This window comes from Roseomonas gilardii (assembly GCF_001941945.1).
GTDB lineage: Bacteria > Pseudomonadota > Alphaproteobacteria > Acetobacterales > Acetobacteraceae > Roseomonas.
Window position 1 is genome coordinate 70,594 of record NZ_CP015585.1, and the last position, 12,976, is coordinate 83,569.

9 protein-coding genes are annotated in these 12,976 nt (G+C 67.3%); 2 read left to right on the forward strand and 7 right to left on the reverse strand.

All coding sequences use genetic code 11. The features are described from left to right. Positions 1 to 61 precede the first annotated feature (61 nt). The 6 genes from RGI145_RS23035 to rfbC form a co-directional block, all read right to left on the reverse strand. Entirely contained in the window at positions 62 to 4,507 is a 4,446-nt protein-coding gene (locus tag RGI145_RS23035; RefSeq protein WP_083671493.1) for a rhamnan synthesis F family protein, read from the reverse strand. Positions 4,508 to 4,623: 116 nt separating this feature from the next. After that, positions 4,624 to 6,045, reverse strand: coding sequence for a glycosyltransferase (locus RGI145_RS23040; RefSeq protein WP_083671495.1), 1,422 nt, complete (start codon positions 6,043 to 6,045; stop codon positions 4,624 to 4,626). Between the two features lie 75 nt (positions 6,046 to 6,120). Continuing rightward, a complete protein-coding gene (gene rfbA, locus RGI145_RS23045) occupies positions 6,121 to 6,990 on the reverse strand; it encodes a glucose-1-phosphate thymidylyltransferase RfbA (protein WP_075800883.1) in 870 nt (289 codons plus the stop codon). A gap of 14 nt (positions 6,991 to 7,004) precedes the next feature. Further along, a complete protein-coding gene (gene rfbD / locus RGI145_RS23050; protein ID WP_075800884.1) occupies positions 7,005 to 7,904 on the reverse strand; it encodes a dTDP-4-dehydrorhamnose reductase in 900 nt (299 codons plus the stop codon). Next, entirely contained in the window at positions 7,904 to 8,983 is a 1,080-nt protein-coding gene (gene rfbB / locus RGI145_RS23055; RefSeq protein ID WP_075800885.1) for a dTDP-glucose 4,6-dehydratase, read from the reverse strand. The genes rfbD and rfbB overlap by 1 nt, the downstream gene beginning before the upstream one ends. A 10-nt stretch (positions 8,984 to 8,993) precedes the next feature. Further along, positions 8,994 to 9,596 carry a dTDP-4-dehydrorhamnose 3,5-epimerase gene (gene rfbC, locus RGI145_RS23060; protein ID WP_418314517.1) on the reverse strand — a complete coding sequence of 201 codons (603 nt, stop codon included), beginning with the start codon at positions 9,594 to 9,596 and terminating at the stop codon, positions 8,994 to 8,996. 258 nt (positions 9,597 to 9,854) lie between these two features. Here rfbC and RGI145_RS23065 point away from each other — a divergent pair, with 258 nt between their 5' ends. Further along, on the forward strand, positions 9,855 to 10,661 hold the full coding sequence (locus RGI145_RS23065) for an IS5 family transposase (RefSeq protein ID WP_075796883.1): 807 nt from the start codon (positions 9,855 to 9,857) through the stop codon (positions 10,659 to 10,661). Between the two features lie 31 nt (positions 10,662 to 10,692). Here RGI145_RS23065 and RGI145_RS23070 read toward each other — a convergent pair whose 3' ends face one another. Then, positions 10,693 to 12,018 (reverse strand): IS701 family transposase, encoded by a 1,326-nt coding sequence (locus RGI145_RS23070; protein WP_075800886.1) that lies wholly within the window; start codon positions 12,016 to 12,018, stop codon positions 10,693 to 10,695. Between the two features lie 211 nt (positions 12,019 to 12,229). On the opposite strand from RGI145_RS23070, the gene RGI145_RS23075 reads away from it, so the two are divergent. Then, the gene (locus RGI145_RS23075; protein WP_075800887.1) at positions 12,230 to 12,967 is read left to right on the forward strand and encodes an IS6 family transposase; all 738 of its coding nucleotides are present in this window, start codon (positions 12,230 to 12,232) and stop codon (positions 12,965 to 12,967) included. Positions 12,968 to 12,976: the final 9 nt, after the last annotated feature.

Sequence of the window (12,976 nt, forward strand, 5' to 3'; positions counted from 1 at the left end):
ACCCGCCCTGCCCCGGCCTTTGGCTTCTCTGCTGGCTGGCGCCTGAACAAACCGAACAGCGTCAGATCCTCCGCTGCGCCAGGCGGCGCGCCAGGCCGGGCGGCACCCGTGTCACCAACGGCGCCGGCTCCGGCCGCACCGCCAACTGAGCAGGACCACTCAACAGCACGGCATGTTCTCCCAGGAAGCGGTCCAGTTCTGCCGGGCTGCGCACCGTGACGATGGTGTCCGTCCCGGCATAAAGCGCCGGCTGCGCCACCTTCAGCCAAGCATGGCCACTCTGCTCGCAAGCCAGGAAGTAGAGGCGCTCGATGGCATGGGCCGGGGTATGGTCGAGCTGAGCACCCTCAGCCGGGAAGTCGTCAAAGGAAAGGTTGAGGTCCAACAGAGGCTTGAGGGCGGCGGGACGCGCCCAGAACATCGAGCCTGACGGGAAGTCCAGGGCCCGTGTCGGCGAGAGCTCGATCCCCATGCGTCGCGCCAGATCCTGCGCCACGTCAAAATTGCCATTCCAGCCCAGCCAACGGCGGATGGATTCATAATGCTGCGGCGCCACCATGCCGAGCTTCGGTAGCCGCGCGAAGGCATCAAAAATACTGGAGACCACTTCCTGGGAACCAAGCAGATTCTCGAACAGGAAGCCGCGCCAGGGCGCCAGGAAGGACGCGTGCTCGGACTTCTTGGAATGCAGATGCAGCACCAGGTCGTACTTGGCATAGACATCGGCGAAACCCACGAGCTTAGGCGCGATATCGCGGCCACGGTTCGGCGTCACCCGGATGTCGAGATTCCCGCCGGTCCAGTCCGCGAAGGCCGGACGGATGGCAGCTGCCTTTCGCTCCGTGTCGGTGGACAGGAACAGGTCGGCCGGAATCGGCAGGTTGCGCAGGTAACCCCGCACTTCCAACGCGATATCCGGGTGGAAGAGGTGGCAGATGACCGCCACGCGCGGCGCGGGAGCGGCGAGCGGTGGGAAGTCGAAGGGCAGGCAGAGGCTGAAATCGGATTCTGACGGCCGGCTGGTCGGTGGCTCCTGCTCCTCGGGCGGCGGCGGGGGCAGGCGGCGCTCCGCCTCGGCCAGCCCCTCCGGGCGGCGTCGCACCAGCGGCATGGCAGCCACCAGGTCGCGCACCGTGCTGCTGAAGGCCTCCGGGGCGCATTCCCGGCGCACCCGTGCCAGTGCCTTCTCTCGCACATGCTCCCACAAGGCGCGGTCACCATGCAGGCGCGCGCAGGCAGCGGCGAAGGCGGCCGCATCGTCGGCGATCAGAACCTCCTGCCCGTCCTGCCATTCCAACTGGTTCGCAATCAGCGAGGTCACCACCATCGGGATGCCCAGCATGGCTGCCTGATGCACCTTGTGCGGAATGCCGGCGCCCAGGCGGCTCGGCACCACCATCACCCGTGCATCGGCCAGGGCATCACGCAGATCCGCCACCATGCCCTTCAGTTCCAGTGCGTCGCCATCCAGCGCACGTACGCTGGGCGCCTGGGCCTGGCCTATCACCGTCAGCTGCGTTTCGGCTCCCAGGGCGCGGCGGAGGCGCGGCAACACATCGTTCGCGAACCAGCGCACCGCATCGGCATTGGGCGCGTCGTCGGACTGGATGGCACCCAGGAACACGATGCGGCTGCGGTCTTCGAAGCCGTCTGGCAGCGGCTCGTCATCCAGCGCATGCCCAAGGATATGGACATCCTTCGCGCCATAGGTTTCCAGGGTTTCCCTCTCAGCCGGAGAAACCGAGATGACGGAATCCGCCAACCGGGTCAGCGCGACTTCATTGGCCACCATGGCATGGCGCTCATCCTCGGCCGGCGGGCTGCCCTGGGCGAGGCGGCGCTGCAGGGTGCGGGTAACGAACAGCGCCTCAGCATCATAGATCACGCGGGCATTGCCGATCAGGTCGCGGTCGGAGCCCACAGCCTGCTCAAAGAATGCCATGTTCGGTGGGCGGCAGACGATGATACCGTCGAAATGCCCACGCCTGGCGTTGAGATAGGTACGCAGCTGCGAGGCCTCAGCGCGGATCAGCACCTCGATGCGCTTGTCCAGCGCGCAGCGGACGCCGTGCCATGTTTCCTCATGGCGATGGATGGGAAACAGCGCGACCTGGGCGCCGGCCTTCACCAGTTCATGCAGCAGGCGATTGGCACGAGGGTAGCCGGTACCCAATTCCACTTTCGGCACGCGATCTTCGATCACCAACACGCGGGGGCCGGCCGAGCGCGCCGTGCGGGCGGCCAGCACATTGGCCGGGTCCAGCGAGAACTGCCCTTCCAGCCATGCACGATGGGTTTGGGTGAAGATGCGATGGTTGGCCGCCTGCAGGGCCAGCGCCTCGGAGGAACTCGAGGAACTCCCAAATTCATAGTGGATGATCGCCACATCCGGGTCGAAGACCACCCGGCGCCCGCTTTCCCACAACCGGAGGCAATAGTCGGTCTCTTCATAATAAGCCGGCGCATAGCGCTCGTCGAAGCCGCCCAGCTCTCGCCAAGTCTCCATCGGTGTCAGCAGGAAGGCGCCGGAGCAATAGTCCACATCCCGCTGGAACATGACATCGACATCGTTCGGGTCCTGCCCCCGCCCGTAGCCAGAAGCGGCGCCATTACGCCAGATGATGGAGCCGGCCTCCTGTAGCGTGCCGTCTGGCAGGATGATGCGCCCGCCCACGGCGCCGATATCCGGTGCGGAGTCCAGCGTGAGCAAGGCTGCCTCGACCGCGCCTGGCAGCAGTTGCGCATCGTTGTTCAGGAGCAGGAGCGTGCGCCCGGTGGCTGCACGTGCGGCGTGGTTCACGCCCTTCAGGAAATGCAGGTTGGTTTCACTGCGGATGATGGTAGCGCCTTCGATCCTGTCCAGCAGCGCCACCGTGCGATCGGTGGAATTGTTGTCGTGGATCAGAACCTCGACGCTCGGCCCTTGCCCGGACAGGGTCTCCATGATGGAGCAAAGGCAGCCGAAGGTAAGTTCCGCTTGGTTGTAGAGCACCAGCACGATGCTGACGTCCGGCCGCTCCGCGCGAGGCAGCCGCAGCGTCGCTGAACTGGCCAGGAAGGCGTCCAGCCGTGCCGACAACGTGGCGCGCATGGCGGCTTTGGCGGAAGGAACCAGCGCTGCCTCCTCCACCGCCGCCGCCGCGGCTTCGGCCGCGGCGGCCGGGATCGTGGGTGCTGCCGGCGGCAGCGCGGAAGGGTTGCCGCGCAGGCTCTCGCCACGCAGCAGGCGCATACCGACCCGCAAGGGCCGCGTCAGCCGCCAGGACGTGGAATTGACATACTGGTTGTGAACCGCCGTCACCGCATTCTGCACGTCCAGCTGCAGGCGGTGCAGCGCTTGCGCCAGTTCCTCGCGCTCAGCCCGGACTCGGGCGAGCTGCGCCTCGAAATCCTGTCGCTGGCTCTCCTGTCCTCCCAGCTTGGTTTCATAGCCATGCCGCTGGTGGGCGAGATCTGCCGCCAACTGCATCGCCAGCCTGTCGCGCTCGTCGATCAGGCGGTCGCGCGTCGCCAGTGCTGCGGCGCGGGCCTCGGCTGTTCTGGACAGGGTGGCCAGCATCGCGTCTTTCGCCGCGAGCTTCTCACGTTCCGTCTCCAGCAGCCGCTCGCGCCAGGCGGCCTCCGTCTGCGCGGCCGCCAGCGCAGCCTCAGCCTCTGCAAGCTGCGCACGCAGGTGATCCAGTTCGGCCGCGCGGTCAGCCAGCCCGGCCAGGGCATGGATCTGACCGGTCAGATCCGCGATATAACGGTCCTTGCCTAACACCTGCTGCTGCAGCGCCAGGATATCAGCCTGCCGCTGAAAGGCTTCGCCCCGCGAGGAAATCCGGCGGCGGAAAGCGGCCGCATCCTCGGCTCCCAGGGAGAAGAGCGCCCGCAGGGCTGGCGCCTGTTCAGGACCGACGCCCAGCACGCCCAGCCCGTTGGAATGCGTGAAGGCGAAGGAGGGGTAGAGGCGCGACAGTTCCTCCCACAGGCGCCAAACGCCAAAGCTGCGCTCCCGCACGTTGATGTCATGGAACAACACCACCGCGCAGCGGGACAGGGCCGACGCCCAGGTGTCGAAGTCATGCCGCACCGCGTCATAGCTGTGCAGGCCATCGATATGCAGAAGGTCGATGCCGCCCTCAGCACCGCCTTCCGGGAAATAGCCCCGCGCATCGTCGAAGGTATTGCGGATCAGGGTGGAGAACTGGGCGAAATGCGCCGCATTGAAGTGCGCCACATCGCTGTAGACCTCTTCGCCATAGAAGCCCGCATGCTCGTCGCCCTGCCAGGTATCCACGGCGAAGGCGCGCGCCCCGGGGCAGAGCACATCCAGTGCCTGGCAGAAGGCGAAGTAGGAATTGCCCGTATGAGTGCCCAGTTCCACCAGAGTGGCGGGCCGCAGCGCCTTCACCAGCCAGAAGGCAAAGGGGACATGCCCGGCCCAGGCATTTGGCTGCACGATCCGCACAGGGTCCCAGGCCAGTTCAGCACCCAGGTCAAGCTCATCTAGTCCCGTCGCCATGCGGCAGCCACTCCCTGCCCGCGGCCCGCAGCGATGGCTCCGGGCCCGGGACTGTTCAAGTATAAGGGGCGCATCCTGTTTTTGACACCCCAGGCTGGCTCCGGGGGCGGAGGCTGCTAGAAGCCGATCCGCTGCAGCAGGCCATCCAGGCGGTCGCGCCAGCTCGTGATCGACAGATGGGTCTGCGCATGGGTCAGCCCACCAATCGACAGCCGGTTCCACAGCAATTCGTCAGTATACGCCTCGCAGAGGCGGCTGGCGAAGGCCGCTGGATCGCTGGTCACCAGCACACCCGCATTCTCCGACAGCGACATGCCTTCAGCGGCGACCGGCGTGGCGATGCAGGGCACCCCCGCCGCAAGGCTGGAAGCCACCTTGCCTTTGGTGCCTGCACCGAAGCGCAGTGGAGCGATGCTCAGCCGCAGGCCCTCAAACCACGGGCCGATGTCCGGCATGTGCCCTAGCGCCCGCACCCGGCCCGGTGCGCCTTTCAGCAACTCCGCCGGGAAGTCGGCGCCCACAATCGTGAACTCCAGCTCCGGCAGCTCCCGCAGCACCAAGGGCCAGATCTCAGCCAGGAAGTAGCGCACCGCATCCACATTAGGGGCATGGGCAAAGCCGCCGATGAAGCCGATGCCGGTGCGCTGCGCGAAGGGATTGGCAGGCGGTGCCAGAGGGCGCGCCAACGGCATCTCCACCACCAATGCATCCGGGATCTCGCTGGCGAGAAACTCCAGTTCGGCCTTAGAGACAACAATGGTAGCGTCGCTGGCGCGGATGATCTGTTCTTCCCGCTGCCGCACCTGCAGGGCCACGGCCAAAGCCGCCTCGTCCTCCATCAGCCGTGCCCGACGTTCCTCGCGGAGGAAGTTCAGGTCGATGGTGTTGAAGACGATGCGGGCATGCCGCGCGTCCCGCAGCGCAGGCTCCAGAAAGCGGCCGCCGCAATAGACCCGGCAGAGAACGCAAAGGTCCAACTCATGTCCGTGCCTTGTGAGATAGTCTTCCACCGAAGGCGCATCGGAGGGCAGCAAGCAGCGGATGCCGGCGCGGATCAGGGCGTCGCGCTGCAGGCAAGGCTCCACATGCTCGCGCGCCGCCGCCAGGATGGTGTCGAAGCCCAGATCCTGCAGTGCATGCGCCAACTGCACGATGTCCACGGACCCGGAGTCTCGGTCCGGCTGCGGCCAATGGTCATCGATGATGATGGCGCGGCCGCGGGAGGCAGCGCCCGCTGGCTTGGCCGCCAAGGTGCCAGTGGCAGGCGACATGCCGCCGCCGCCGCGCAGCCGCCTGATGGTTCCGCGCAACCCTGCCGGCAGGTGGTGATAGACCCGCCGCAGGCTCTGACGCACGTGGTACGCTGGCTTGCCCTGCAACTGCTGGATCTGAGCGCGCAGGGCCAGGATCTCGGCCGCGGCATCGGCCAGCCGGCCACGGTCACGACGCATCTGCGCTGTCAGGATCACAGCCGGGATCTGCGACGGGTCGTTGGCGGTGCGCGAGTCCGACTGTTCAGGTGGCGAGGTCGATAGCATGGCGGGGAACCAATGGTTTGATGGCTTATGGCCGGTGAAGCATGCACGGTTGGGCAGGAGCGTCCCCGCCAGTGTTCAGCGCTGCCCGATCAGCCCTTCAAGATAGGCGCCATAGCCGCTCTTGTTCAGCCTCCGGGCCAGGGCGCGCAGCGCGTCATCATCGATGAAGCCGCAGCGCCAGGCGATCTCCTCCGGCGAGGCGACCTTGGTGCCGGTGCGCTTCTCGATGGCGCGGACGTACTCGCCGGCTTCCAGCAGGCTGTCATGCGTGCCGGTATCCAGCCAGGCATAGCCGCGGCCGAGGCGGATCACGTTCAGCGAGCCTTCCTCCATGTAGAGGCGGTTGAGGTCGGTGATCTCCAGCTCGCCGCGCGCGGAAGGCTTGAGGCTGCGCGCCAGGGCGGGAGCGCGGCCATCGTAGAGGTAGAGGCCGGTGACGGCCCAGTCCGAGCGCGGCCTCGCCGGCTTTTCCTCCAGCGAGATGGCGCGGTGGTTCTCGTCGAATTCCACCACGCCGTAGCGCTCCGGGTCGGCCACGCGGTAGGCGAAGACGGAGGCACCCTTGTCGCAGGCACGGGCCTCGGCCAGCCGCTCCTCCAGGCTGTGGCCGTGGAAGATGTTGTCGCCCAGCACCAAGGTGGAGGGACCGCCGGCCAGGAATTCCTCGCCCAGGATGAAGGCCTGCGCCAGCCCGTCCGGCCGGTCCTGCTGCACGTAGCTGAGCTGGATGCCCCATTGCTCGCCGGTGCCGAGCAGCCGCCGGAACAACGGCAGGTCATGCGGGGTGGAGATGATCAGGATCTCGCGGATGCCGGCCAGCATCAGCACCGAGAGCGGGTAGTAGATCATCGGCTTGTCATAGACCGGCAGCAACTGCTTCGAGACCGCCAGCGTCGCCGGATGCAGCCGCGTGCCGCTGCCGCCCGCCAGGATGATGCCCTTCATGGTCGTTGCTTCCGTCAAGAATCTTGCTTCTGGGGACCGATGAGTGTGTCGAGGCAGCGGGACAGCGACTGGCGCCAGTCGGCCGCCTCGATGCCATGGATGCTGGCGATGCGCCCGCAGTTCAGGCGGCCATCCGCCGGGCGGCGGGCGGGTGTGGGATATTCGGCGGTGGTGATGGCGGAAAGCCGCGGCGCCTTCTGCCCGCGCGCGGCGGCGCCGGCGAAGATGGCCTCGGCGAAGCCGTGCCAGGTGGTCCAGGGCTTGCCGGTCAGGTGAAAAACACCGAAGGCCGGGTCGCCCGCCGGGGCGGCGGCCAGCCGGGGCAGCATGCGGGCCATGGCATCCGCCAGATCGGCCGCGAAGGTGGGGGCGCCACGCTGGTCGGCGACCACCGAGACCGCCTCGCGCTCCCGCCCCAGGCGCAGCATGGTCTTGACGAAGTTGCTGCCATGCGGGCTGCAGACCCAGGCGGTGCGGATAATGGCGCTGCGGGCATTGGTGGCCAGCACGGCGCGCTCGCCGGCCAGCTTGGACTCGCCATAGACGCCCATGGGGCCGGTGGGCGCGTCCTCGTCGTAAGGCGCGCCGCCATCGCCGGAAAACACGTAATCCGTCGAGACATGCAGGAAGGGCAGGCCCCGCGCCGCGGCGGCGGCGGCCAGCATGCCGGCGCCGATGGCATTCACCGCGAAGGCGAGGTCGCGCTGGCTTTCGGCCTTGTCCACGGCGGTATAGGCGGCAGCATTGATGATGGCCTCCGGCGCCACCTGCTCCACCGCGCGGCGGATGGACTCCGGTTCGGTCAGGTCCAGTTCCGGCGCCTCCAGCGCCACCACCTCATGGCCGTCGCGCGGCAGGCGCTCCAGTAGCTCGACCGCCAGCTGGCCAGTGCGTCCGGCAACCAGGACACGCATCAGGCGGCACCCGCCGCCTGGGCCGGGGAGGCTTGCAGCAGGCCGAGACGCTGGCCGGAATAGACCTTCTCCCGCAGCGGCCGCCACCAGGCCTCGTTGGCCAGGTACCAGGCCAGGGTGCGCTCGATGCCTTCCTCGAAGGTCACGGCGGCGCGCCAACCCAGTTCGCGCTCGGCCTTGGCAGGGTCGATGGCATAGCGGCGGTCATGGCCGGGGCGGTCCGGCACGAAGGTGACCAGCTCCCGGCGCGGCGCGGCGGCGGGGCGCAAGCGGTCCAGCGCGTCGCAGATGGCATGCACCACCTGCAGATTGGTGCGCTCCGCCCGGCCGCCGATGTTGTAGGTCTGCCCCGGCACGCCGCGCGTCACCGCCGCTACCAGGGCGCGCACATGGTCCTCGACGAAGAGCCAGTCGCGGATATTGCCGCCATCGCCATAGACCGGCAGCGGCTTGCCCTCCAGCGCGTTCAGCGTGACCAGCGGGATCAGCTTCTCGGGAAAATGGAAGGGGCCGTAGTTGTTGGAGCAGTTGGTGACGATGGTGGGCAGCCCATAGGTCTCGTGCCAGGCGCGCGCCAGGTGGTCCGACCCCGCCTTGCTGGCCGAATAGGGCGAGCGCGGGTCATAGGGCGTGGCTTCCGTGAAGGCGCCGGTGGGGCCGAGCGAGCCGAAGACCTCGTCGGTCGAGACATGCAGGAAGCGGAAGCGCCCGCGCCGCGCCTCGTCATAGCCAGCCAGCAGCGCCCGGGCGGCCTCCAGCAGCGCGAAGGTGCCCATCACATTGGTCTGGATGAAGGGGGCGGCGGAGGCGATGGAGCGGTCCACATGGCTCTCGGCCGCGAGGTGCATCACCGCATCGGGGGCGAAATCCGCGAAGGCCCGGCGCATGGCATCGGCATCGCAGATATCGGCCTGCAGGAAGGCGAAGCCGGGCCGCCCCTCGCAGGCCGCCAGGGTGCGGCGGTCCCCCGCATAGGTCAGCTTGTCGATCACCAGCACCTCCTGCCCGAGGTCGAGGACAAGGTGCCGGACCAGGGCCGAGCCGATGAAGCCGGCGCCGCCGGTGACGATGAGACGCATGCGGGGGTTCTCAGAAAAAGCCGGGAAGGTCATGCAGGCGGGGATGGACGCGGTCCTTGGCGGAGAGCACAGGGCCATCGGGCAGCTCGGGCCAGGGCAGTGCCAGGTCAGGGTCGTCCCAGGCGAGGCCGCGGTCGCATTCGGGGGCGTAATAGTCGGTCACCTTGTAGGCGACCTCTGTATCCGGCTCCAGCGTCACGAAGCCATGCGCGAAGCCGGCGGGGACATAAAGCTGCTCGGCGCCCTCGGCGGAGAGCTTGCAAGCCACGTGCCGGCCGAAGCTCGGCGAGGCGCGGCGCAGGTCCACGATCACGTCCAGGACGGCGCCCCGCAGCACGCGCACCAGCTTGGCCTGGGCGTGCGGCGGCAGTTGGAAGTGCATGCCGCGCAGCGTGCCGGGCGTGGCCGAAAGGGAATGGTTGTCCTGCACGAAATGGTCGGTCACGCCGACCGCCTCGAAATCCCGCCGGCTGTAGGTTTCCATGAAGAAGCCGCGATGGTCGCCGAAGCGTCGCACCTGCAGCAAGAGCGGCCCCGCGATCTCGAAGCCCTGCGCGGAAACGTTGCCACTGACCCGCGGCTCGCCCGGTAGGACTTCAGGTCTCGAGTTCAACACTCTTTCACTCCCGTCATAGCAAGTTAGACTCAGTTCGAGAAGCATAGGTGCAGAAAGCACCACTATAAAGTTCAGAAGCCGCGTTCAAAAGCTGCAGGGTCGCCAGAAATCCAGGTTGAGGATGCCCTAGTTTACCTGCCCCAAGGACAAGGGGCATCAACAGCAGTGAAACGGACTAGGACCATAACCGCTTGGCAAGTGCGTGGCTAGAGGCTGTTATGGACCTGTGGGTAGGTAACGATCAGGCTGTGGGGCATGAGTGCCCGCAAGCCGTACCCCTCTGACGTTTCCGATGATGAATGGGCGCTGGTTGCGCCCTACCTGACCCTGCTGCCGGAGGACGCCGGACAGCGCGAGCATGCGCTGCGCGAGGTGTTCAACGGCCTGCGCTATGTGATCAAGACCGGGGCGCCCTGGCGCTGGATGCCCAACGACCTGCCGCCCTGGGCTGCGGTCTATCAGCAGGCGCAGCGCTGGCTGGCGGCTGGTTGCTTCGAGGCTCTGGCCGAGGATCTGCGCACTGTCCTGCGCCTGGCTGCTGGCCGCAAAGCCCAGCCCAGCGCTGCCATCCTGGATAGCCGGACGCTCCGCTCGACGCCGGAGAGCGGCGCGCGGGCCGGGTATGACGGCGCCAAGCGGAAGCAGGGTGCCAAGTTGCATCTGGCGGTCGACACGCTGGGCCATCTGCTGGCGTTGCATGTGACCGCCGCCAATGCGGACGATCGTGGCGAGGTTGGGCGGCTGGCCCAGGCGGTGCAGGCCTCCACCGGGCAGAGCGTCGAACTGGCCTATGTCGACCAGGGCTATACCGGCGCGCGGGCGGCTGATGCGGCCAGGGCGAACGGCATTGAGCTGGAGGTGGTGAAGCTACCCGAGGCCAAGCGTGGCTTCGTGCTGCTGCCACGGCGCTGGGTGGTCGAGCGATCCTTTGCCTGGGCAACACGTTTTCGACGACTGGTGAAGGACTATGAGCGCTACGCCAGCACCCTTGCCGATCTCCACCTCGTCGCCTTCGTCTGCCTCATGCTCAAACAGGCCGCTCTACTCGCGGCAGGTCCATAACAGCCTCTAGCACTACTTTGGCAAACTTGGTTCAGGCGGTGTGCTGATCCATTTGCGGCAGTGGGGGCATCTCGGCAGCGTTCGGGCGCGGAGTAGGTAGGCGACGAGGGCGGCCCGCACGGCGGGCAGGCTGGGCTGCGGTGGTGGCCCGGCTCGCCTTTTTCCCCCGCTTTGCCTCGGTCAGACGACGGTGCTGCAGGAACGCAAAGGCCAGCATCGTCATCAGCGCGTGTCGGTGCAGTCCAGTCCAGGATCGCCCCTCGAAGTGGTCGAGGCCGAGTTCCTCTTTGAGTTGCTGATGCGCCTGCTCGCAGGTCCAGCGCGCCTTGATGGCGGTCGCCAGAGCCTTGAGGCCCGTGTCGGCGGGCAGGTTGGAGAGGTAGTACTTCGTCTCGCCCGAGGCGCGCCGTTCGCCCACCACCCAGGCCTCCTCGCCCGGCAGGTGCTGCGCAGGCCTGCCACCAATCTGCTGGGCCTTACCGTCCGCGACGCGGATGCGCAGGGCCGCGAACCGGGCGGTGAGGCGCCCCTTGGTGCCGCGGCGCCAGGTGATGGCGCGCCACAGGGCGCCGGCGAGAGCCTCCTCGGCTGAACGGGAGAGCTGATCGGGCTCTTGCAGGCGGCGCCGACTGCCAGGAGGGGGTGCGAGCAGCCCGACGTCGAGAGGGTAGACCTTGAGGATGCGCGGGATCCCGACGGCCCAAGCCAGCCCACGCTCGCTCAAGCTTTGGCGGAACGAGGCGCTGACACCGTATCCCGCATCGGCCAGCACAGTGCCGAACCGCGCCCCTGCCGCCACGACCCGATCCAATTCGGCGAGCGCGAGCTCGGGCTTGGTGCGGGGCGTCCTCCAGGGCTCTGGCACACCGGCCTTGTCGAGGCGGGGCGGATCGCCGGTCCATGTCTCGGGCAGGAACAGGCGCAGAGCGACCGGGACCGGCACCTCGGCGCGGGCCAGGGTCAGCGAGACCAGCGTCTGGCAGTTGGCGTTCTTGCCGAGCACTGTGGCGTATTGGGGAGCGACGCCGACCGAGCCGCGTCCCTTCTTGGGCAGCGCCGTGTCGTCGATGACGAGATTGGCGTCCAGCCCACCCACCAGCCGGTCCGCCTGAGCCACCAGCGCCGCCTCCAGCGGTTTCATGTCCCAGCTCCCGCCAGCGATGAAGTGGTGCAGGGCGTCGTGGCTCGGCAGGCCCAGGCGCTCGGCCATGGGCTGGATGCTCTTGCGCTCGCCTGGTCCGATCAGGCCTGCGACGTAGAGCGGGCACATCGCCCGTCGCGCCGGATGCCCAAGCCTCTCCAGGAACGGCGCCAGCCAGCGCTCCAGCTCACCCCGCCAACCCGTGCCCGACACCATGACCGCCTCCGATCACACCAGATCAGAGCGCCCTGCCAGCAGTCCAGTTCCGATAGTCTGCCAAAGTAGTGCTAGAGCGGACTGCGGTCCGACGGCGCCAGCGCCTCACCGCTTGAACTTGGCAGTAAATTTCCGTCTGGCCTTGGTCACCATCGGATCACCGGTTCCGTTGCGAGCTTGCGGAGCCTCCCCGGCCAGGTACAAACCTTGCATGGCGAGACGGCGGCGAGTGGCCTCGGTAGGGCCGGATCAGTCCTTCAAAGGTCGGCAGTTCAACGCCGAGGTGATCCTCTGGGAGGTCCGCTGGTACCTGATGTTTCCGGTCAGCTACCGCGATCTCGGGCTGATGCTCGCCGACCGTGGTGTGGATGTCGCGCACACCACCCTCTTCCGCTGGACCCAGAGCTACGCGCCGGAAATCGAGAAGCGGATCCGGTCGCATCTGCGGCCGAGCAACGGCTCTTGGCGGGTCGACGAGACCTACGTCCGGGTGAAGGGGCGCTGGATGTACCTGTACCGTGCCGTTGACAGCCGCGGTCAGACGATCGACTTCCTGCTCTCGGCCAAGCGGGACGCCGAGGCCGCGAAGCGCTTCTTCCGCAAGGCGCTGGGGCAGCCGCATACGGTGAACCCTCGCACTATCACGGTGGACAAGAACCCGGCCTACCCCTGCGCCATCGAGCAGCTAAAAGAGGACGGCGAGCTGTGGCGCTTCTCCCGCCTACAGCAATGCAAGTTTCTCAATAACATAGTGGAACAAGACCACCGGCGCGTGAAACGCCTGGTCAGACCTGGGCTTGGCTTCGGCAGTTTCCATACGACACGACGAACACTGGCGGGCTACGAGGCGATGGCGATGATCAGGAAGGGGCAGGTTCGGGATATCGGCGGACGTGACATGAGAGCCCAGGCCGGGTTCGTCGCCGCACTGTTCAAGGTGGCGGCGTGACATGACCTG